This window comes from Streptomyces sp. NPDC051173, from assembly GCF_040689515.1.
Lineage (GTDB): Bacteria > Actinomycetota > Actinomycetes > Streptomycetales > Streptomycetaceae > Streptomyces.
In genome coordinates, this window is the sequence record NZ_JBFBBD010000017.1 from 1 (window position 1) to 22,835 (window position 22,835).

General features: G+C 71.3%; 10 protein-coding genes and 1 pseudogene. 7 read left to right on the plus strand and 4 right to left on the minus strand.

What is annotated here, in order from left to right:
• Positions 1 to 990, plus strand: a pseudogene (locus AB0435_RS12470) (hypothetical protein); the annotation flags it as partial.
• A gap of 79 nt (positions 991 to 1,069) precedes the next feature.
• Here the strand turns inward: AB0435_RS12470 and AB0435_RS12475 are convergent.
• Together AB0435_RS12475 and AB0435_RS12480 are read right to left on the minus strand one after the other, a co-directional pair.
• Entirely contained in the window at positions 1,070 to 1,450 is a 381-nt protein-coding gene (locus tag AB0435_RS12475; protein WP_366426852.1) for a hypothetical protein, read from the minus strand.
• Positions 1,447 to 2,046: a hypothetical protein gene (locus AB0435_RS12480; protein WP_366426853.1), complete on the minus strand. Its 600-nt coding sequence runs from the start codon at positions 2,044 to 2,046 to the stop codon at positions 1,447 to 1,449. The genes AB0435_RS12475 and AB0435_RS12480 overlap by 4 nt, the downstream gene beginning before the upstream one ends.
• 508 nt (positions 2,047 to 2,554) lie before the next feature.
• Between AB0435_RS12480 and AB0435_RS12485 the strand changes: the two genes are divergently transcribed.
• The 3 genes from AB0435_RS12485 (at position 2,555) to AB0435_RS12495 (ending at position 5,288) form a co-directional block, all read left to right on the plus strand.
• On the plus strand, positions 2,555 to 3,415 hold the full coding sequence (locus AB0435_RS12485) for a hypothetical protein (protein WP_366426854.1): 861 nt from the start codon (positions 2,555 to 2,557) through the stop codon (positions 3,413 to 3,415).
• A gap of 326 nt (positions 3,416 to 3,741) precedes the next feature.
• On the plus strand, positions 3,742 to 4,011 hold the full coding sequence (locus AB0435_RS12490; RefSeq protein ID WP_366426855.1) for a hypothetical protein: 270 nt from the start codon (positions 3,742 to 3,744) through the stop codon (positions 4,009 to 4,011).
• Positions 4,008 to 5,288, plus strand: coding sequence for a hypothetical protein (locus AB0435_RS12495; RefSeq protein ID WP_366426856.1), 1,281 nt, complete (start codon positions 4,008 to 4,010; stop codon positions 5,286 to 5,288). The genes AB0435_RS12490 and AB0435_RS12495 overlap by 4 nt, the downstream gene beginning before the upstream one ends.
• On the opposite strand, the gene AB0435_RS12500 is transcribed toward AB0435_RS12495, so the two are convergent.
• On the minus strand, positions 5,285 to 5,710 hold the full coding sequence (locus AB0435_RS12500) for a hypothetical protein (RefSeq protein WP_366426857.1): 426 nt from the start codon (positions 5,708 to 5,710) through the stop codon (positions 5,285 to 5,287). The genes AB0435_RS12495 and AB0435_RS12500 overlap by 4 nt on opposite strands.
• A gap of 340 nt (positions 5,711 to 6,050) precedes the next feature.
• On the opposite strand from AB0435_RS12500, the gene AB0435_RS12505 reads away from it, so the two are divergent.
• Genes AB0435_RS12505 through AB0435_RS12515 form a run of 3 tightly spaced genes read left to right on the plus strand, consistent with a single transcriptional unit; the run spans position 6,051 to position 8,277 of the window.
• The gene (locus tag AB0435_RS12505) at positions 6,051 to 6,584 is read left to right on the plus strand and encodes a hypothetical protein (protein ID WP_366426858.1); all 534 of its coding nucleotides are present in this window, start codon (positions 6,051 to 6,053) and stop codon (positions 6,582 to 6,584) included.
• Between the two features lie 30 nt (positions 6,585 to 6,614).
• Positions 6,615 to 6,890: a hypothetical protein gene (locus AB0435_RS12510; protein WP_366426859.1), complete on the plus strand. Its 276-nt coding sequence runs from the start codon at positions 6,615 to 6,617 to the stop codon at positions 6,888 to 6,890.
• On the plus strand, positions 6,883 to 8,277 hold the full coding sequence (locus AB0435_RS12515; RefSeq protein ID WP_366426860.1) for a zeta toxin family protein: 1,395 nt from the start codon (positions 6,883 to 6,885) through the stop codon (positions 8,275 to 8,277). Before AB0435_RS12510 ends, AB0435_RS12515 begins: the two co-directional genes overlap by 8 nt.
• Positions 8,278 to 8,359: 82 nt before the next feature.
• On the opposite strand, the gene AB0435_RS12520 is transcribed toward AB0435_RS12515, so the two are convergent.
• Entirely contained in the window at positions 8,360 to 22,750 is a 14,391-nt protein-coding gene (locus tag AB0435_RS12520; RefSeq protein WP_366426861.1) for a DNA translocase FtsK, read from the minus strand.
• Positions 22,751 to 22,835 lie beyond the last annotated feature (85 nt).

Genomic DNA, 22,835 nt, shown 5'->3' on the forward strand with positions numbered 1-22,835 from the left:
GCCTCGGTGACACTGGCCGGTGCGGTGTCCGCGCTCTACGGCGTGGGCTCGATGGCAGCGGCGCAGATGGTCAAGCGGCTGGTCGGGCGCTGGTCCCCGCGCAATCATCACGTGACGTTTGCGCAAGACCGCGGTACCGTCATCCACAAACCTCACGTGACGATCGGAGGGGCTATGCCGACATGCGACGTGTGCGGCGGAGCATTGCCTGCGCGGCGCGGCCCGAGGCCGCGCCGGTACTGCTCCCGCGCCTGCCAGGGCAAGGCGTACCGCGCCCGCCAAGCGAGCGCCGCCCGTATCGCCAGCGCGGCGGAGGACGTGCAGTGGGCCGCCGAGTACGTCGGGACCAGCGGCCTCACCCTGGCCGCTCAGCTGGCCAACGCTGCGTCCAGGGCCGCCGCAGCCCTGGACGCGGGCAGGGCCGCGGACCGCACCGATCTTCAGACGCTGGCCCGCCTGTCCGCCGTACTCACAGCCCGCGCCCGCCAGGCCGCCGCACGAGCTGTAGCCCGCCCGGCGGCCATGGCGACCGCCGAGCAATCATCACGTGAGGTTTCGGCTGAGGACGCATCTTCGCCCGTACGCTCTGCCAGATCATCACGTGAGGATTGCGGCAGTCCCGGGAACGTCCCCACCGCGGCGGGCCAACCGAGTAGGCAGCCCCCTGCGAGGCGCAGGTCCCCCGGGTCCTTCAAGCGGCTGACGGCCTCTCAGGCCAAGGAAGTCCTGAGTACGGCCCAGATCATCAAGCACCCCGAGCACCGCGACAACCACACCTGGAACGTTGTCGACCAGGACGGGACGGTGCTCTACTGCGTGGAGCCGACCTACGGCGGCGCATCCCGCTCCGGCCGCAACGGCTGGCGCAGCGTGGTCCACGGCCTGCGCGGCGACCGCAGGCCCAGCCGGAGCGCGGCTGTCACCGACGGAGCGGGCCGCTGGCTGCGGATCGTCACCGCCAAGCCCCGCCGCACCATCACCGGCGACTGACAGTCCTCCCACTGGTCCACGACTTCGAGGTAGCCGGCCAGCACTTTGGAGTGCGGGGCGACACTGGGCCAGCGTGTGGTCAGGGCAATGCCTGGTGGAGGGTCGCCACCAGGGAGCTTGCCCACTCGGCGGCACCGGCGGTCACGCTGGCGGCCGCTGCCCCGAGAAGGGCGGAGGTCAGGCGGTCGGCCAGGATCCGCAGCCTCCCGATGTCGCGGGGCGCGTTGTCCTGGATCTCGCTGTCGAGGCTGTCCACGGCCCGGAGTACCTCTGCCTCACGGTCAGGGGCCAGGGCCAGCTGGCCGATTCCGGTCCGGATCAGCCGGGTGGCTTCCGCAAGGCCCTGCACATCGGGGCCTGCGGCGGTGTGCAGGGCCTGTGTGACGCTGCGGTTGTTCCAGGCGAGCTGGCTGTCGTGCACGGGGCCGTGGAACACCGGCCCGCCGCTGTTGCCCGTCATGTCTCGTCAGGCCCCCTGTCGGTCAGGTACGCGGGGAAGGCGGAGCGGAGCGCATCGCGCAGGCGCTCGGCTTCCGGTCGGGACGCTGCTGCGGCCGCCAGTTCGTCCATGATGCGGACCAGGCCCTTCCACACCAGGTACGCGTCCGGAAGCGGTTGCGTCAGCTGGGCCTGCACGTCTGCAGCCGCCCTGCGCACCGTGCGCACCGTGGCCGGGGGAAGATCCAGCCGGTCGGTCTGGTGCCGGACCTTCCTGATGGCCTTGATCTGAGTACGCACCGTGGGTGCGAGGCCGGTGGTGGGCAACGCGATGCGGGGCAATTCTCGCCCTTGCCATTGCCCGACGTTCCGGCTGCCGACGGCGAACTGGGAGCCGATGACGGGCCCGTTGAAGACCAGGGTGTGGTTGGAGAGGTGCTTGGACCGGGTGAACACTGCGCTGGGTGGCCGTGCCGGAGGCTGGGGACGAGGACGCGAGGGTGGCGGATCGGCCCACAGCCGGTCCCCGAGCCCGGCCCCCAGTTCCCGGTGCCAGAAGGCCGCTTCCTCCTGGCGGACCGCCCTGGCTTCGGCCTGTGCCTCCTGCTCGCGGGCCATCCGGGCATCGGCCCGCGCCTGTACATAGCCCCGGGGGCCTGTGCGCAGCCTGGGAGCCTCAGGCGGTGTTGTCCCGCGGGCCGGTGGCTCGCCTGTCCTATCTTCCGCGTGCACTCGCTCACTGTCCCGGTCGCGGACTTGCCGCTTCGGAACCTCGCGAGACACCGGCTGCGGCGACGGTGCCCTGAACGAAGGGCCTGACGGCTCGGGCCCTTTGAGGCGTGGCGGCTTGGGGCGTGGGGGCTCGGGCGATGGTGGAGGCATCGTGGCCTCCCCTTCTGCGCAGAGGGTCCTTCCCAGAGTGTGCCCAGGCCCCTCGATCGACTGAAGGGCGCATCGGGGGGCGCACGATGTCCCGCCCCCGCTCCCGCTCGCCGTACGGACGCCAGCCGACCAGACCACCGCCCAGGGCGGACCGATAGACGCCTCACCATAAGCGGTACCCGTGGACCGCCCTCTGCCGGTCCACGGCGGTGAAGGCTCGTGGTGGTGGTGTTGAATGATGGCGATGGCCAAGGGAGTTGGGCGCGGGCGCGCCCGGAGGAAGAAGAAGCCGGCGGTACGGCGGGCGAGCGAGGGCGCCAGGGTGCGCCGCCGGCGGGGCCTGGACCTCTCGGTGCCGTACTGCTCGAAGTGCGGGAGCACGCTGGTGCAGACGTGGCTGCCCGGCCCGTCCATGCAGGTCCTGGTCGACGCGGCGCGCCCGGGGGCCGGGGTGCTGGCCGTCTCGGTGCATGCGGACGACTTCCCGCAGGGGGTGCTCGCGGACCCGTGGCCGGTGATGTGCGCGGTGTGCGAGCAGGACTGCGGGAAGCAGCCGCGGCAGTGGGGGCATCCGCTGTACGCGGCGATGATGGCCGCGTTCGAGGCCGATAGGTGGCCGCGGGCCCGGCACTGGGAGGTGGAGGACCTCCACACCGACTGGTACGCGACCCGGCTGCGCAAGCTCGTCGGCGCGCACGAGGAACTCCTCACCGGCGAGCGGCCGTTCCGTTACGGCTCCCACAAGGAGTACGACCCGCCCGGTCGCGGCGCCCCCGAAGACGTTGGTCCAGCCGTAGACCAGCCGATGTCAGGAGCGGGTGCCGACCCGGGTGGTCCACACGTGGACCAGGGCCCGTCAGAGACGGGGCCGTGGGCGGCTGGTCTAGGGGTGGACCACCCGCCGAGCGTGGAGGAGGCGGTGGCCGGGGTGCTGGCCGCCCGGGCGGCCGAGGCGCGGTGGCTGGAGCTGCTCGGGGTGGCACTGCGGGCGGAGGACGCGCCGGGCAAGCGGCGGGAACTCGCGCGGCGCGCGGCGCCGGCGATGTCGCGCACCCTGGTGTTGCGAGAGCTGCCACCGGGCTCCGGCAATCCGGCCAAAGGGTAAATTTTCCTTGGATCGCCAGAAAAGCGACCCGCAGAACGGACCCTCTCGCGGCCGAACGCGCGAGGGCCGGTGTGATCGGGTCCGGGTGCCCACGAGAGGCCGCCAGCGGGCCGCCTGGCGTCTCCGGCCCCCTGGCGGCGCCTCAGAATCGTGCCTCGCACCGGCTACTGATGGGTAGCCGGGTATTCTATGAGGAATAGCCGCCAACTCCGGGGCGACATGGACATGATCACGATGGGGTGGGGATGATGGGCAACTTCGCACCGAATGAGCCGCTTGCGCGGTCTGTTCCGGACGGCGCCGCGGACCGCAGTCTGCACCAGCTGATGATGGACACCGTCCCCGTCCTCGCTGCCGCGCTCCGAAAGCCCGCGCCGCAACCGCAGGCCATCGGCCCCGTGCGCGTGGAACCGAACCGGGTCCGCTTCGGCGACAGTGAGCGACAGCGCCGCCGGGTCCGCAAGTGGCCCTGGGCCTGGTGGTGCACCGCCTGCGACGACGCCTACGGCGCGGGCCGGACAGAACAGGACGCCAAGCAGGCCGCCCGACAGCACCTCGAGACCAGCCACCCCGACCACGAGGAGGAGGGGGCATGACGGCCGCCCTCCCAGTTCCCGCGCCGGACGACGAGCTCCGCCCGGCGCCCGCCGCCGGCAGCTCCACCGAGATCCTTGACGCCGAACTCGTCCCCACCGGCCCCGAGTTGCCCACCCTACCGACCCAGTCCGGCCCGGCCCCTGCGGCGGCCGGGCCCCGATACCTCATCACCCAGCACACCATGCTCGGCCCCGGCCAGCTGCCGCCGCTCGCCGGGGCACGGCCGCCGTGGACGGACGCGGACTTCCGGCTGTCCGAGGAGGACCTGGCGGACCTGGAGGAGGAGGACCTCGCGGAGAACACCCGCATCAACCGCGACTCCACGGTCCGGGCGTTCGAGGCGTGGTGCGCGGCGCAGGACCCGCCGCGGCTGGCCTATCCGTGCACCACCGCCACCTACACCGCCTACGGGCTGCACCTGATCCGCGAGGGCAAGGCAGGCGTGTACAAACCGGACTCGGTGGGGCAGTACATGTCCCGGATCTACAACTGGCAGCCCGTCGACCTGCGGCCCGACCCGTCCCGCGTCAAGGGCCGCATCCGGGCCTGGAAGAAGACGTGGGTGCAGGCCGGCGGCACCGTTGACCGGTCCGCCGCGGTCACCCTGGAGTACAACCTGCGCATCATCGACGCGATCGACGAGTCCACGAACATCGGCAAACGGGATGCCCTCCTGGCCGCCCTCGCCTACTCCAACCTGCACCGCGAGATGGAACTCGCCGACCAGCTCATCAAGCGGGTCAAGGTCTACGACACCGGCCTGCACGTCACCACCGCGGTGTCCAAGACCGACCAGGCCGGGCAGGGCTCCGGCCGGTTCATCCAGGACCGGGCAGACCTGAAGCTGGTGCGCCGCGCCCGCGCCTGGCTCGCCGTGCTCGAGGGCTTCGTCGCCGCCGGCGGCGACGACCCGCTCTTCCGTGCGCTCACCCGCGGCGGCAACCTGGTGAAGTACCCCGCCGACCGCACGCGCGGCACCCGAATGCGGCCCGGCTCCCTCAACGAACGCCTGCAGTTCCTCGCCGAACAGGCCGGCGTGCCCTACATCGACGGCAAGAAAGTCACCAGCCACTCCTGGCGTGCGGGCGCCAACACCGACCTGGCCGAACGCGGCGTCCCGCTCGCCGAGCGCAACGTCGCCGGCCGCTGGGCACCGGCCTCGCACACCGCGGACACCGTCTACGACCGCCGCCACGGCGTCGGTACGCGCGACCCGCTCGAGCAGGTGCCGCTGTACGGCGGGAAGCACGACGAGACCACCGGGCCGACCAGCTAGGCGCACAGGGGCAACAGGTCCTGTGCCGCCTCCGCGGCGGCGCTCAGGAAGGCCTCGATGTCCTCGTCCGCGAACCTGGTGCCCAGGATGGTGTGTTGGGCCTGCAAGAGGGCGCAGGCCCAGGTGAACACGTCGTCGAGCTTCGCGCTGAACGCTGCCACCAGCGGGTCGTGGACGTAGGAGAGGTAGGGCAGGGGCGAGCGTCCGGCGCCGCCGGCCTGCCGGTAGCGGCGGAACCCTTCGACGGCACAGGCCATGAACGGCGCGTAGTCCCGGCCCAGCAGTTCGCGCATCTGGTTGAGCAGCGGTTCGGCCGCGTTGAGGCCCTTCGGCTGCAGGTCGTGGGCCCGTTCGAAGCCGAATCGCTTCTGTAGGTGCTCGACCAGCGCGGCACCGTACTGGAGATCGTCGTGGTGCGTCATGCCGCCATGCGTAGCCGATGCCGCGCGCCTGCCGCCCGACAGGAACGGGAGACGCGCCGCTGCCGTTCCCTGATCGGCCCAGTGCAGCCTCCCCTCCGGCAGCGACTCGATCCTCACCTCTCCAACGACCGGGCAGCCGAGCCGGTCACGGCCCCTCGGCTGCCCGGCTTCTGGCTGGTTGGGCTTACGCCCGCGCTGCTAGCCGGTGCCGCTGGCCCGCCCCGCTCTGCATCAATTCCCATAAGGGTTCACGGGTCCTTACCAATCAATCCCTGTAGCAGGATGACTGATCGTTCGATATCGTGGAGGCTGGCCCGCCCCAGGGAAGGTGTGAGAATCCATGCTTCGGATCCGCCCAGGTGCCCGTCTCTATGAGCCGGACGACCACCCGTTCCTCCCCCGCGAGCTGCGGGGCTACGACCCCACGATGAGCCCGCTCGAAGTGCTCAGTGCCGCCCGCGGCTGGTGGGTTCTCGCCGAGGCCGCAGAGAACGAGAAGTTCGCTGTTGTGGTGAGCCGCAACACCGGCCTGGTGGTCATGGCCGTGGCCATCGAACGCTGGGAGCAGGACGAGCAGGGCCGGCGCGCCTTCGCCGGCCGCATTCTGCCGCCCGGAGACCCGGTCCACGACCGCTACGTCGGTCAGCCCGACCCGACACCGAACGCGGTCCGCAGTGCGGTCACGTACTTCGACGACGACGAGTTCGACAACCTGCCGTGCCGGTGCGGCTGCGGGGAGCCGACCCGGGCCCAGTGGCGCCCGGGGCACGACCAGCGGGCCCTTCACACCGTCATCCGCGCCGACTTCGACGGGTCGGTGGCTGCCTTCCTCGACTGGTACCAGGCCCACCACCCCGGCGCCCAGACCGCCTGATCACACCCACTCACCACAGGAGATGGTCCCTTGAGTGCTTCCCGTAAGCAGTCCGACCCGTACGAGAACACGCCGACGTCCATGGTGTACGAGGAGTTCGCCGAGGCCGAGTCCCAGCTCAGCGCCCAGTACATCAGCCTGCACCGGGCCGCGACCGACGAGGCAGAGCGCGCCCGGCTGTGGCAGAAGGTCATCGGCCTGCGCGACGCCAAGCGCGCCGTGCCCGCGCACGACCGCGGCCAGCTCATCTCGCACATCCGCATATGGCGGGCAGAGCTGGCGGGGCTGAAGGCCGGCCGTGGCTGAGGCGAAAGACTTCTTCCTCTCCGAAGCCGAGCTGGCGGACATCTTCGCGGCCGAGGTCCGCAGCTTCGTCTTCTCCGGCTACACCCCGCAGAGTGATCCGGTGCTGGTGCTGCTCGGCGGCCAGCCTGCCGCGGGCAAGAGCCAGGCCATGGCCGCAGCGGAACAGCGACACGCAGACCGGCAGTTAGTACCGCTGACCGGGGATGAGCTACGCAGGTTCCACCCCCGCTACCAGGAGCTGCTGGAGACGCAGCCCCTGCTGTTCCCCAACGCCACCGGCCAGGCCTCCGGCGCATGGGTCCGAATGAGCATCGAGCACGCCCTGGACAACGGCTACAGCCTCATGCTGGAGGGGATCTTCCGTGATCCCCCGATGACGGTCGCCACCGCGGAGCGGTTCGCCCGGGCCGGCCACGGCGTGGAGGTCATCGGGCTGGCCGTTCCAGAAGAACGCAGCCGGCTCGACAGCCTTCACCGGTACCTCGCGGCGGGCCGCTGGACCCCTCCGAACGCCCATGACCTGGCCATTCGCATGATGCCGGAGACAATCGCGGCGGCCGAGGCCAGCACGGCGGTGCGGCGGATCACCATCACCAACCGGGCCGCTGACGAGCTCTACGTCAACGAGCGCGGGCCCGACAGCCGCTGGACGGCCGAGCCCGGCGCCGTCCAGGCGCTCGAGGCCGGGCGCGCCCGGCCTCTGCCGGCGGACGAGGCCCGCGGATGGCTGGTGCGCCACCGCGAGGTCGTCATCACATTCGCCGACCGCGCAGAGATCGACGACACCTCCCGTCCCGTCCTGCACCGCGTGACCGTCGACGCCGAGTCCATCGCCGTGATGGCCGACCCTGATCCCCGCAGCGCCCTGCGGACCGCGCACGCGGGGGAGCTGACGGTCCTGCGGACGCTGGTGTCCGAACCGCTGACGCCGGATGTCCCGGTGCAGCTGCTGCCGGACCGGGAACTGGCCAAGCTGCATGCCCGGCTCAAGCGCGGCGAGGAGGCCGCTCAGCGCGCCTCGCGCCCGCCGGGACGGGAAGAGGGATTCGATGTTGTCCAACGCCTGGAGGCCCAGGGGGCCCCACGGGAGCTGATCGCCCGGGCGCGGAACTCGGCGGTGGAAGACCGACAGTACGCCGAGCGGCGGGCCTCCACCGCGGCCGCGCGGGCGGATCGGCTGGGGCACCGGCGGCAGCAGACGGCTGCCGAGATCCAGCGGCGCGGCCGCCTGCCGGCGGTGCAGCGTCAGGCCGAGGACGGTGTGCGGCAGCAGCTGCAAGAGGTCCTGCACCCCCGGCGGCCCCAGGCAGTACCCCCGCCGGGGGTGCAGGCGCCTCGCAGGAAGGGACCGCAGCACCCGCCGGGCGGCCGCGGCCGGTCACTGTAGACGGGACTCAAGCGTCCACGTCCGCGCGTGTCGCGCTGGCCTGCGGTCATCCTTGTCTCAGGCCAGCGCGACGGCGTAGTGGCTACGCCGACATTCGTGGCGGCCGCGCCGCCGCATTCGGCGGGGTGGCCGCCACGCGCGGGCGCGGCGGGGCCTGCTGGGCAGCGCCGGGCGTTGTCACAGCAGCACGGCGGGAAGGGGTCTCAGCCCCTGCCCCGCCGCCGGTCGCCGTCTTCGCCAGACGCTTGGAGTGAGCTCCCGCGCTGTCAGCGATGGCCCGCAGCGTCTTGAGGTCCGCGTCAGCAAAGCGGCCCGACTCCGCCGCCTTCCGCCACAGGGCCCGAGCCGTCTTGGAGACATCCCCGTACGGGACCGTGGCCGGGCCCGGGCCGGTAGGCAGCTCCGCCGGCGGAAGACTCTCCCACGCGTCCTTGAACGCGATCAGGCGCGGGTGCCTGCTGGCCACCAGCTCTTGCCCCATGGGGGACTCGACCCACGTCCGGAAGTTCGCCACGACCTCGATCGAGGCCTGCACCGCCTCGTCCTTCGAGGCGTACGGGCGCAGCCCAGCGGGGCGCTTGGCCTGCGGCGTCTTCTGAGGCTCGGCCGGTGCCGGCTGGGCCTGAGCGGGCGGCTGCTGAACGCCAGCGTCAGCCTTCACCTGCTGCGCCTCGACGGCCTGCTGAACTTCGGCCTGCGCCTTCGGCTGCGGGGCTGGTGCCGTGCTCGCACGTGCCGCGGTGCTGTAGGCGAGGCTGGTGTCGCTGAGCGCCATGAGAGCGTCAGCGGTGGGGAGGTCGCCCGCGGTCGAGCGGCGGATCCGTTCGGCCCCGGCGGTGGCCCACTCCGCGATCTTCTCGCACACGCGTATCGAGACGCTCTTCCAGAATCCCTGGAAGCGGGCGTCTTCGCGCAAGGAGTTCCAGAACGCCCCGGCCTTCTCCTTGAACGTGTCCCACAGGTGCCGGGCGGCACCGCGAATGGTCTGCAACCGCTGCCACTCGGGAGAGTCCCGGAAGCTGGTGGTGGTGTGCTGGTCGACCTTGTCCAGGGCCTTGTTGACCGCATCGGCGACCCTCTCGGGCTCCGAGGCCGATTCGGCGGCCGCCGTCGGGCGGGCGGGCTCCGCGGGACGAGCACCTGCCGCCTGGAGTGCCTGCTCGAGCGTCCGCAGCGCACCTGCCGCCGCCTCCTTGACGCTTTCCGCAGAGCTGACGTCAGTGGGTATGTGCTCCTTCCAGGCCTGCAGCACCTCGCCAAAGAGCTCCCGAAGTTCACCGGTCACTGCTGTGCCCGTACGCGGCGGGGCTGTGGCCGACTGCGACTCGGTGGGAACGGCCACGGGCGGCTGCTGTGCGGCTAGTTCCGGCTTGATCTGCCATATGGGCTGACCGTCGAAGAAGTCGTGAAGAACGCGGCCGCGGCGGTCCCACTTGCCGTCGGGCAAGGTGTTGCCCGTCCACAGGGGCAACTCGGGGTGGCCGGGCGCCAGCTCAGCGGTGGGGGAGGTCTTCGGGGGCTCTGCGCCGGTGGCCGGGTCGAGTGCGGCCAGGGCGCCTTCCAGAGCCTCCTTCTCAAATAGAACGTCGCGGCCCTTGGCGCTGCTGGCGGGGCCGACGATGCCTCGTTCCTGCAGGCCTTCCATCAGCTCTTGGGCCTTCTCGGAGCTGACGCCCAGCCGGCGCTCCAGCATCGAGGTCGATCCGAACTGGGTCGAGACAAGCAGTTCGACGGCCTGGTTCAGCAGGCTGCGCTCGTCGGCGTCACCGCCTGGCGCCGTGGCCGGACCCTGTTGGGTCTGCTGCGGTGTACCGGCAGGAGACGGGGCAGGCATGACGGGTTCCTCCTTTTCAGTCGGATCCGAGGTGCTCAGTGCACGGGCCTGATCCGTCCCCTGCGCCTCAGCCATGGTCGCGTCCTCCCTCGACGGTGCCATGCTCTCCTGCCCCGAGGCGTGTCCTGCAGAATCAACAGCCGCAGCAGGCTCAACCAGCGACATGGATTGTTCCGGAGACTCCAACACGAGCGCTACATCAACCAGAGCCACACTGCTGTCTTCGCCCTGCTGCGAGACGCTGCTGGCCTCAGCCTCTTCCGAGAGCGCCGCGCGGCCCAGGCTGTCCACCTGGGCCTCCCCCGGAGCGGCAGGGGGCGCAACCGTGCGCTGCTCCTGCGCGTCAGGCTCCTGGCCCGGCCGGGTCGAGACGGTCGGCTGGACAAACTCCTCGGCATAGAGGGACTCGTAATCCGGTTCACCGCCGGCTTCGCCCCCGGGCTCGGCCACGGTTGTTCCCTCCAAGGTGTCTATTCCGGTGGTCGTCGACTGCTGCGGCTGAGCTTCCGATTCCTCTGGCGGAGGTTCAGCAGCCACGCGATCGCTGGTGCTGGCGGCCGTGTCCTGTAGCGGCTGTTCGCTCTCCTGGTCACCGGCGGGGGCGAGTGCCTCGGTCTGACGTTCTGATCGCGGCGCTGGGTCGCCAACGTGGCTTTCAGTGGCGTCGAGCTGGTCCTTCACCGACTCGGCGTCGCTCTCCTCGACGCTGCGAGGCGTGGTATTCAGCGTCGTGTCGCCGGGACCGGCGGTCTCGTCTCCGCCCTCCGGGTCCGCCTGGTCGCCCGTGACGGCGGGGGGAGCCTCCTCCCGCCGCTCGTCAGCGGCCGGACCTGACGGGCTTGGGGCCGGGGGTGACGCTGCGCGGCCGTCGCCATCTTGAGTCTCTGCGGTGACATCGCGGGCCTCGTGGTCATCCGGCACAGCGGCGGCATTAGGTATCTCGGCCGGCTCGGGCGACGGCGCGTCGGGGGCGCGCAGCTCATTGTCAATGCTGGTGTTACCGGGTTCGGCGGCCTGCGCCGGTTCGGACTGTTGGGTGGTCTGCTCCTGGTTCGGCGCGCTGCTGCGCTGGTGGTGTGCAGCCCGGGGGTCGTCGGGGCCGAAGACGTTGAGGAAGTACGCGGCCGCCGCGGCGCGGCGCTCGAGGTCGGCCAGGGCCTGTGTGGCGGTCGCGGGCTGGGTGCCGTGCAGCCAGATCAGGCTGTCGTGCACGGTCGCGAGGTCGCTCGCGATGCTTCCGCTGTGGCTTCGTCCCTCAGTGAAGGCGCGCAGGACATCGGCTAGCTCGGCCCGGCGTTCCACTGCGCCCGGCCCTCTCTGTGCCTGGGCCGGGAGCTGTGCCAGCGCTTCCCCAGGGCGGGCGAGGCTGCCGGTGAGGGAGCTGGTCATGGCGCTGTTCAGGCGGTCCTCGGCCGGGGGGCCTTCCTGGAGCGCGCGCACGACGAGGTCGGCGACTGCCGGTTCCTGGCTGCGGAATCGTGGACGTCCTCGGTCGGAGAAGCCGAAGACGGGCTTGGCCTCCCACAAGCCCGCGGCCCTGCCTCTGCCGGTTGCGTCACCGATGCCGTTGAGGTCTGAGACGTGGCCGATCAGGCGATCGTCCATCCAGACCTGGGCGTAGAAGTTGTTGAGCACCGTTTCGACGGGCTGGACGGTGGCCAGACCGGCGAACGAGCGGACGCGCTCCGCCCCGCCGAGCCGCTCGGCGGCCTGGGCGTCGCTCTCGGCGCCGATCTCGCGCCAGTACGGGGCAGCGGTGACCGCGGCCGCGGCCGCACCAAGGTCGGTGCCCTCCACCGGGGCCGGGACAGGAGTGTCCGCAGCGGGGGCGGCCTGCACGGCGTCGTCCTGGCCCGTGCTGGCGATGGGTTCTTCCGGCTGGTCAGGCTGGCTTTGTGGCCCAGTGGTCTCGGCCGACTGTTCGCTGCCTGATGCGATCCCCACAGTGTCGACGGCGGACGATTCGTCCTGAGGGGCGTTCGTGCCGGGTTCGGTCAGGCCAAAAAGTCCCAGCTGCTCCGCCGCCGGGTCCTGACCAGCAAGCGTGGACTGGGGATCGATCATCTCTGCTTCCTCGCCCTGAGGGGACTGCTGCGGGGCCGGCCCGGGTGGATTCTCAAGGGATTCGTCCGGTGTTTCGTCAGCGGCTCTTGGGTTCTGAACCTCGCCGACGGACGGTGCGGCAGCGGCTGCGCGTTCCTGGGCACGCTGTGCGAGGCGAGCGACATCCGCGTGCAGTCGGTGGATCTGCATATCCAGGTGCTGGCGGAGTTGGTGGAGGGGTTCACCGAGTCCGCGGTAGCGGACAGTGTCGTCGACAGCGTCGAAGAGGGCCATTGCGGCGGCCGCCGCGGTGGTCATCGCCGCGGCGTTGGCCCGGTACACGTCCGTGCCCGAGGCCTCAGCGTCGATCGCCCGGACGGCGTCACGCAGCGCCTGGAGCTGGGCTTGGGGGCCGTTACCGTCCGGCCATTGGAGGGCCGCCGCTTCCTCTAGAGCGGCGTGCCGCTCGTGAGTGCGCCGAGTCTGGGCGACCGCCTCGGCGTGGCTGTGGTGCCGGCCGAACACCTCGGCGTAGTCAGCGGGCAGGCGTCGTTCGCGGGGCACGACGAGGACCTCGTCCGTGTTGCGCAGGGAGAAGCCGTTGGCGGTCCCCTTGGCGACATCGCGCGTGGAGAAGCCGGTGGCTCCCTGGGGGTTGTGGGCGTACCGGATCTCGGTGACGGTCTCTCCGCGGGTGCCGCCCTCGGCGACGAGGTCACCGAGGCGGATCTGTGTGACGGCGCGGGTCTCGGGCCGCAGGTCCTCGCGGTGTCCGGCTGGGGTGATGTGCACCTGGTCGGGCATCGTCTGCACGGTGACGTCTGCCCCGATGGTCAGCTCGTTGCCTTCGGCGTCGTGGATCACTGAGTCGAGCAGGACCGCGCCCCGGTGGTAGTCGCGGTACGCCGGGTAGACGGATCCGGTGACGGAGACCGCCTCGGGAACCTCCCTGTCGAGGTGCAGGACGCCGGGCACGTCCAGCGTGATCGTGACCAGGTCGCCGGCGGCCACGGTCGCGCGGTCGACCAAGCGGGGCTCGTCCGGCGCCGGCGCGGCGGCCTCCGGGACCGCCGGTTCCTCGGCCGGGGCAGGCTCGATGTCCGTCTGCGGCTCGGGGGCAGTGCGAGCCGCCATGATGCGCCGCGCGGTTCCCAGCTCCTCCACCTCACCCAGCCGAACATCGAGGGCAGAAGCGATGTGCGGGGCGCACGTCGGGTCGCCACCGTCGACCCGGTACAGCGGCTGGGCCTCGGTGTCACCGTCGAACTGCCGGTGGCACTTCGCGCACACCCCGTCTTCGGCGACGTCCAGGGTGTGGTTGCGGGAGCGGGCGTAGAGCGGCTTGTCGGCGAGCTCGCGGGCCTGACGAGCCGCGCGCACCGCCGCGTCGATGGCGGCACCCCGCGTCTCTTCCTGCCACAGCTTGACCACGATCTCGCCGTCGACTTCGACGCGCAGCGTGTAGAGCAGGGTGAGGGAGGCGTCGTCCTGGTCGATCTTGACCACGAAGGGGATGTGGTCGGCAGTGACGGGGAAGGCGACCTCCCCGCGCTGGTAGCGCACCTCGTCCGCGCCGACGATGACCGGCACCGGCTCGCGCACCGGGGCCATCCCCTTCTTGGGCACGTAGTCGGCGTACGACGCGACCGGGCGGGCGGTGACGGCGTCGACCGCCAGCAGGCTCTCGAAAGGCAGCGGCTCCGGCGGCCCGTCGGCGGGCCGGAGATCGGTCGTCGCGCCGTTGATGCTGTAGCTGTAGCCGGTCTTCTTCTTCCCCCTCCGGCTGAGCACGTGGTACTCGCCCGTCACGCCCGTCCGGTCGGTGCTGACGTAGAAGGTGTCCGTGCCCGCGCCGGGCGACATGACCTGACCGGTCACCTGTGTGCCGGTCGCGGTGTCCTGCCAGGTCACCCAGGAGCCGATGGCGTACTCGGCAGGTTGCAGGCCCGGGCCATCCGGGCGCCGGGTCAGCCGTAGTGACGGCAGAGGCCTCCACGGCTCCAGGCCGTTGCCAGCCTTGTAGCTGCGCTGCCACTTCGCCAGCTCCTGGCCGCGCTCCTCGCTGCCCTGGGCGCTCTGGGCATTGCGGGTCTCTACGGCGGCGCCCAGCTCGTCGCGGCGCCGCCGGTATCCCTCTACGATCTCGGGCCGGTCGTCATCGGTGCGCACCCGCAGGAGGGTGAAGGCCAGTTGCCCGTCCGCGCTTGTGAGCCGCTCCCGCTGATCGTCGCTCGGCGCCGGCTCGGCGGACGCGGGAGCGGGTTGCGCCTCCTCCACGGTCATCTGGCCCTCGGGGATGCCCTCGGGCTCCTCCTCCGGCTCGGGGGCGGGGACTTCCTCCGGGGCCGGGGCCGGGACGCGCTCGGGCGGCGTCAGCCCGAACTCCCCGAAGAGGTCGACTGTTCCGTACGGGTCGCCACCCGCCTCCTGGTCAGCCCCGTCGGCGTCCTCGGGGCCGGTGTCCTCCTCGGGCGTCGGCGGCGGGGCTCCATCGGATGCCGCCGGGGTTTCGGGCGCTGGGAGGTCTTGCTCGACCTGTTCCTCGGCGGGCTCGTTGTTGCTGCTGGGGCCGGTTTCCTCGGCTTTCTGCGTGCCGCCGATGTGCCCGGCCATGACGCGGTCCCCGAAGCCTGCTATGAGGGTCTGTAGAGGTGTTTGTGGGCTTTCCTGGGTGGGCGGCAGGCCGGCGGCCGCGGTGTCCTCGGGCCGGGGCAGTTCGGTGGTGTCGCCGAGCGCGGCAAGGCGGGCGGCGACCTCAGGGTCGTGGCCGTGAACGGCGAGGTGCGCACGCAGGAGGGCCGCCTCGGCCTCGCGCTGGACGGGGCCGTAGGTGGCCGGGTCGAGGCGTGGGCCTGCCTCGTCCATGTCGCGCAGCACCGCGCCCGCCTCGGTCGAGGTCTGCTCGGCGGGAGGCTCTGCGGCCAGGCGGTCGAGGCGCTGTTGCAGGTCGTCGCGGCGGGCGGTGGCCTCCTGGCGGCTGGTCGTGACGGACACCGGCTCGTCGTCGGACGGCTTGCCGATCTTGTTCAGCGAGGCCTGGGCGGAAACCAGGGAGTCCACCAGGCTCTTGCGCTCCCGGACGCGGCCAAGGCCGGCAACCTGGCCGCGCAGCCTCTCCCGGTCGATGAGCAGCTGGTCGCGGGTGGTGCGCTTGGCCGCGAGGTTCCCTTCGTCCTCGGTCTGCCGCTCGGGGGCTTCGGTGATGGTCTTCACCAAGCGCCGCAGGACCGTCTCGCCCCTGAGTTCAGCGAGTTCGGCGGGGGTGGAGCGCTGGACAATGCCGGGCAGGCCGTCGAGGTGGAGGCGGACGAAGACGCTGCCGCCGTCCTCACGATAGGCCACGGCGACGAGGTCGAGGCCGCCCAGCCGCCCCAGCTTCGCGTCCGGGGTGGTGGCGCGGCCGTCGGGCAGGCTCTGCCCGACGCCGGTCAGGAGCTGCATCAGCGGCCCGGCCGCGTCCTTGTGCTTGGTGTACTGCGTCCCGGCGAGGGTGATGCGGAAGTCGTCGCCGAGAACGGGTTCGAGCTGCGGCAGCGCGCGGGCCCGCCGGGGGATGTCGTAGGACAGGTTCTCGATGTCGATGCGGAGCTCGTTGAGCCGGTTGCCGAGGATGGCGCGCTGGGTGGCGCGGTTGCGCTGGTCGAGTTCCAGGGTCCGCAGCTGTTTGCGGAGGTCTTCCTGCTCGATCAGGTAAGGGTTGCCGGAGATGATCGCCATGGCTTCCTCGTAGGGAAGGTTGGCGTCCTCCACCTCCATGATCTCGTCGTTCGTCGCGTCCACGCGGACCTTGTAGAGCTGGTTGAAGCCCTTGGCCTTGGTGGCCAGCAGCCCGTACATGCGGGAGTCGAAGGTGCCCTCCGTGGCCATCCAGACGATCTCGACTTCTTCGTTCTGGTTGCCGTTGCGGACGATGCGGCCGTCGCGCTGGGCCATGTCGGAGGGCCGCCAGTCCGGGTCGACGTGGAACAGCGACACCATGCGGTTCTGCCAGTTCCCGCCCTTGCCCATGCGCATGGTGGAGCCGACCAGGACGTTGATGCCGCCGTGATTGGCCTGGTGCGACAGCTTCAGGCGCTGGTCGGCGCGCTCGGCGTCATGGATGAAGGCGACCTTCTCGGCGGGCATGTCGCGGGCGACCAGGAGGTCCTTCAGCTCCTGGTAGGCGTTGAAGTTGCCGCGGTTGTTGCCGCCGGGTGTGCCGTTGTTGAGGAAGACGCCGATCAGCGCGCCCGGCACGGGGTGGGGGCGCTCGTCGGTAGCGCTGTAGTTGTAGCGGTTGTCCTTGGTCTCCTCGTACTTCGCGATGATGCGGTCCGCGAGGGCGACGAGCTTGTTGCCAGGCTCGGCGTCGGCATCGATCAGGCGTGAGTCCATGGCGATGACGCGGGCGTCGTTGTTGATCGCCAGGGGGTTGTCGATGCTCTTGTCGACGCCCCCGCCGTGGAAGGCCTCGTAGCGTTCGCCGAGCTCCTGCATGCGCTGGAGCTGGTCGGCGGTGGCCGGCACGAGCATGAGCTCCGGCTCGCCGCCCTTGACGGCAGGCAGGTCCAGACCCAGTTCGGCGGCGCTCTTGAAGTCGACGAGCGGGTGCCACAGCTGCCGCGCAAGACTGGAGACGTTGTGGAAGGACGCGAACCGCTCGACGGACTTGAAGCCCTTGCCGTCGGTGGTCATCTCCATCCGCTCGACCAGGCGGCCGTACATGCTCGCCCAGGCGTCGAACGTCTCGGCGTCGATGTCCCGCAGCAGGTCGGGGTCGGCCATCCGCACCACGGTGTGGAGCTCGCCGATCGCGTTGGACAGCGGGGTGCCGGTGGCCAGCACACCGATGGGGCCGGTGGGCTTGTTCAGCCGGGCCCACTCCAGGACCGCATGGAGGTGCTGCGCCTTGCCGGAGCCTTCCACGCGGGCGCCGGGGATCTTCGAGCGGACGGCCAGGTTCTTGTACTCGTGGAACTCGTCGACCGCGAAATAGTCGATGCCCAGGTCGTCCAGGTAGACCTGCGCGGGGGTGCGGACGGCGGCCGCGCGGGCCTTGAGCTCTTCCTCGAACTGTGCGGCGCGCTCTTCGAGCTGCTTGAGGCTGACCGACTTCCCGTCGCGCTTGCGCTCGCGGGTGATCTGCTCCCGCAGCAGGCGGGCTTCGTCGTTGTTGTAAAGCTCGTGGAACTCGGGGGAGAGCGGGATCGAGTCGAAGAGACTGTGGGAGGTGATGATCAGGTCGAAGTCGTTGGCCCGGATGTACTCCAGCATCCGGTCCCGCTTGCCGTCCGCCAGATCGGCACTGGTCAGGGCCAGGATGCGGGCGGTCGGGAAGAGGCCACGGACGGTACTCTCCCACTGCTCGACCAGGTAGTTCGGCACCGTGACCATGGGCTTGTTGATCTGCCCGGTGTTGCGCATCGCCATCATGCCGATGGTCATGGTCGCGGTCTTGCCCGCGCCGACCTCGTGGGCCAGGACCAGGCAGCGCTCGTGCGCCATGCGGGCAGCGGCCGCCAGCTGGTGGTCATACGGGGTGAAGTCGGGATCGAGTCCGGCCAGGGAGGGGGCGGAGCCGGTGAAATCACGCACCGCCCGCGCGTTCATCCGCGCGTTGTAAACCTCCGCGATCCGGGCGGCGCGCAGGGAGTCGTCCAAGGCCCAGGCCTCGAAGGCGTCGCGGAACGCATCCGCCTTCACCCTGACGGCCCGCGCGGCTTCCTCATCGTCCGCCGGCCGCCCGGTCATGGCCCCACCGTTGAGGACCTTGGACACCATCGCGAGGGGGCCCAGCCCGCCCGCGCTGTGACGCAGCTCGTCCTCCTCGGCAAGGTTGCGGCCCTTCAGGACGTGCCAGTTCCCGCCGCCGGAATGCTGGATCGTCAGATGCGCGTCGCCCAGGTAGCCCCGGAAAAAGTCCTGGACCATGTCGTCGGGGATCCAGGACGCGCCCAGACGGATCGCAAACTGTCCGGGCAGCAGCTCGCGCGGCTGGACCCGTTCCAGCTCGGCGACGTTGGTCTCGTACGCCCGGTCGCGGCGGGCGGCCTGCCTGGCGATGGCCAGCTTGGTGCGGACATCGCCCGAGAGGTAGTCGGGGCTGTGGACCAGGTCGCCGGTCAGCGGGTCGGTGAACACCAAGCGGCCCAGGAGCCGGCGGGCTTCGGCCGGCTCGACCTGGAGCATCCAGGCGATGTGGTCGAGGTCGACGTGGCCGCGCTCGGCGACGACCGCGGTCAGGGCCTGCTGCGGGTCGTCGGTGTGCTGCCCGAGCACGCTGCGGCGGGCAGCCGGGGCCCGCTCCAGCACCTGCGAGACGTGGACGGTCTCGGTGTCCGCCTCCCACCACTCCAGCGCCAGCACCTCGTACGCGGAGGGGTCGTTGAGGAAGTAGCCGTAGCCGGTCAGCCGCTTGCGTTCCTCGCCGCCGTCGGTCTTGACGGTGGCGTTCTGCTGCTGCCGGGGCCGGGTCAGAGCCCCGTACTCGTGGACGTAGCGCTGGTAGGCGGCCTTGGTCTGGCGGCGCTGGGCGTCGGCCAGGGCCCCGTCGGTGCCGCGGCGGTCGAGGTCGTTGAGCCCGCGCACCAGGTCTTTGAGCTCGATGAGCGCGGTCAGCTGGGCGTGCTCGGCCTCGGGCAGCTCGATGGCGAGGGGGTCGCCGCTGCTGTTGGCCTGCCACAGCTTGCCGTCGGCGTCGGCCGACAGGCGTCCGGTGAAGTCCGTGACGGACGCGGCCGGCCTCAGCCGCAGCCTGGGCCGGTGCGGGCCGTCGGGGTGGGGCTGGTACCCGCGCCCGTCCGAGACGGCCTTGTCGGTGATCTGCCGCAGGGCCGTGTTCAGGGCCACGGCCACGTCCGGGTCACCGTCAACGGCGACCTCCGGCCCATGGGCGCCCATGCGGCTGGTGAGGGTGCCCAGCACGTGCTCGGGGTGGGCGGTGAAGTAGTCGGAGACGGGCAGCGTGTGGCCGTCGAGGTCGCGCCGGGTGGAAGTCACCCAGCCCGCGTCGCCGGGCATCTCGCCCTCGGCGCGACGGCGCAGGAGCAGGATGTCGGTGACCACGTCGGTGCCCGCGGAGCGGGCGAAGGCCTTGTTCGGCAGGCGGACCGCACCCAGCAGGTCGGCGCTCTCGAAGAGCTCGCGGCGGGCCGCGTCCCGCTCAGCGTCCATCGTGTGCCGGGAGGTGATCAGGGCGACCACGCCGCCGGGCCGGGCCAGGGCCACCGACTTCACCAGGAAGTGGTTGTGGATCCGGTGCCGGGCCTTGTTGTGCTTGGGGTCGAAGAGGGTGAGCCGGGCGAAGGGCACGTTCCCGACCGTGGCGTCAAAGCTGCCGTCAGGGGCGATCGTGTCGGCGAAGGACTCGTTCAGCACCATGGTGCTGGGCGCGAGGAGCCGCGAGATCGCGGCGCTGGTGGGGTCGATCTCGACACCCGTCAGCCGGGCGGAGTCCGGGGCGGTGCCGAAGGTAACGCCGGCACCGGAGCCGGGCTCCAGGACCTCGCCGCCGTCGAACCCCAGGTCGGCCAGGGCCTGCCACAGGGCGGCGGTGATCTCGGGCGGGGTGTAGTGGGCGGAGAGGGTGGAAGCGGCGGCCGCGCGCCACTCGGCGTCATCCAGCAGCTCCCGCAGCGGGTCGCGGACGTCGGCGAGCGCCTCCCAGCGGGCCGCGGCCGCCGCGTAACCGCCTTCCCGCTCGCCACCCGGCCCGAAGACCGGATCGTCCTGCTGCGGGCGAGCAGCGAAGACATCCGGCACCGAGCCCCACCCCGACCAGCGGGCAAGGACCTGCTGCTCCTCGGGGGTGGCCGGGCGCTCCTCGGCCTGGACCTGCTTGAGGGTCTTCACCGCCGCCAGGTTGGCGTGAGCCTTGGCCCGCTCCCCCGCCGGCGCAAGGTCGTCCTGCGAACGGGGCCGGAAGCGGGTCGCTACCGGGGCAGCTCCGCGTCCCGGCTCTCCTCCTCCGGCTCCACCAGAACGATCTCCCTCAGTGCCTGCTCCCTCGCCATCTGCTGCGCCGCCTTGAGCTTGCCCGCGCGCCGCTCGTGGTCCGTCTCCTGCATCGCTTCGCCCATCCGCTCCTGCGTCAGCTCCGCGATCCGCTCCTGCACCGCCACCGCCAGCTCCCGGAAAAACTCCTCCGGGTCCGGCATCTGGGCCAGCTCCCTGGGCCGGTAGGTCTCCCAGTGCCGGCGGGCCGTCGTCTCGTACTCGCTCACCGTCTGTCTCCCCGTCCTGCGGCGCCGACGCGCCCGCGTCCGTCAGCGGCTCAACGCCACGTGCCTGCATTGTCTCGCGGACGTCGTCCAATCCCCGCAGCACGGCGGGCCTGGACCGCTTGGCCCGCTCCCTCGTCTTGCGGTCGTCGGAGTCCAGCTCCTCGTCGAGCATGCCGACCAGGCGGCGCCCCAGCTCCTCCAGCACCGGCAGGGTCCGCTCCGGCAGATCCAGGAAGTGCGCCATGTATTTGTTGCCGCGGTGGTCGAAATTCTGGCTGCGCGGGGACTCAGCCATGCGTTCAACCAGGTACCGCTCGGCCTTCCCGGTCAGGGAGGTGAACTCCTCCACGGCCCGGGAGACGAACGCCGGCGGCAGCTCAACCTCAGCCACCGGCCCCCAGGTGCGGGTGTCGCGGGTCTGCGGCGAGGCCTCATACTGCTCGATCAGCCAGCTCAGCGCCTCCGTGCGCCAGGCCGTGTTGGTCTGGGCGCCACGGCCGAGCAGGATCGAGACCTTCCAGCCGGGATAGGCCTCGGTCAGGTCGGCGTACCGGCGGCCGTCGACGAAAACGCGGACGTCGTCCTCGCGCACACCGGTGGTGTAGGAGCGGCTCTCCAGACGGATCCGCCCGTCGGACTTGAGCAGCGCCTCGAACTCGGCCGTGTCGCGTGTCTTCTGCTCGTCCCGCAAGGCCTCCAGGCGCGCACCGTGTGCCTGCTCGATGCGCTGCTTCGACGCGTAGTGGCCGGCGAACGCGGCGTCGTACAGCCGCTCGGAGCGCAGGGCCTCGATCGCCTCGGTGAGCTCGATGTCGTCGAGCTCACCGACAGGGGCCTGTCCGGGCTCCCAGGTCCGCAGGTGCCGGTCGGCTATCTCTACGCCGACCGCCTCTCGGCGGGCGTCGAAGGCCTCGCGCGCGACGCCCGGGTGAGTGCCGTAGCGGCCCTTGGCCAGGATCTCACCCTCGGCTTTGAGGTCTTCGTCGGTCATCTGGAGGACCGGCGGCCGCTCTTCGAGCTCCGCGGCGAGACGGCGGCCGTGCTCAGCCGCCAGCAGATCAGCGCGTTCCTGGCGGGCCACCTTCACCGGATGGTTCCCGTAGTCGCCGCGCAGCGACTCCGCCAGCTCCTGCCGCTCGGCGATGAGCTCGTCCACCGTCATGCCAGCCGGATCGGCGCGCTCCTGGTACGAGACGACGATGCGCCTGCGCTTCTCCTCGGTCAGCGGGGCAAGCTGCTCGTCGAGGCGACGGCGGCGCGTGCCACCGTACACGGCCGCGTCCCGCTCGCGGGTCAGGCGGGACAGCTCTGCGGCGAGCTGGTCGTCTGTCAGGTCCGCGGGGGCCAGGACCGGCTCCGGCGCCGGCGCGGCGGCGGTGGGGGCGGGGGCGGGCTTCGCGGCGGCCGTGGCCGTGCCGGGGGCGGCGGGGGCGAGGATGCCGCGCAGCCGGTCCTCGTCGGCCCGGATCTCGACTGCGCGGCCCTCCTCGTACAGCGCCCGGGCGAGCCGGTCCACGCTCTGGGCCCGGGCCACCGGTCGGGTCGTGCCCGCGGTGACGTAGGCCTTGGCGTGGCCGGACCAGGTGAAGCCGGCCGAGCGCATGGCCTTCTTGAGGTCGGCGTCGTACCGGTCGCTGCCGTGCACCATGGCGCGGTCGGCGGTGTAGTGGATCCACAGCTCGTCCCGGTCGGCAGGCTCCTGCTGGGCGATGAGGTGCTGCTGGACCGTGTGCTCTACGAAGTGACTCTCCCAGCGCCCGGCCAGGCGGCGCCCGTCGCGCATCTCACCGATCCAGGCTTCCTTCTTGGTGTTCACGTCGAACCGGCTGGCTGCGCGAGCGATCAGCAGACCGCCGGGCGCGAAGACGTGCAGCTCCCGGTCGACCTTGGCGTAGGTGTAGGCTTGGCCGTCCTCTGTCTCGTGCGTCTGCGTCTCGGCCGGCGGCGACGCCGCCCAGCGCTCGCCCGGCTCGCGGCCGCGGACCTGATCGAGCATCCCGCGCCCGTACGGCGACCGCAGCCGGTCGGACAGGCCGTCACTGTCCCAGTCGAAGGGCTGCCCGTTCTCGGCGTCCCGCCATGCGTCGATCGCCTCAGCGAGCGCACGGGCCTGATCGGCATCCTGGCCGGACTCCATCATCGCCACCGGCAGGGCGGTCCCCGCGTGGAAGACACCCCATCGGTACTGGTCAGCCGTGGGCAGCTGCGTGCGTTGGACGCGGGCGATGACGAGGGCTTCCCCGATCAGCTCTTCGTCGTATGCCCGGTCGGCCCGGGAGCGCGCGATGGCTCTGCGCTGGTCGGCTTCGGCCTTCGTCTCGGACACCCGGTAGGTGTCGCCTCCGCTGAGCCAGTGCTCGCGCACCTGCTCCGGTATCGAGAACCGCTCCCCCATGTTCATACTCCCGTTGGTTCATCCCCGGTCTGCTCGGGCGGGCAATCTTCCGCCCCGCCCCGTCGTCCAGGCGGTCTGGCACAGG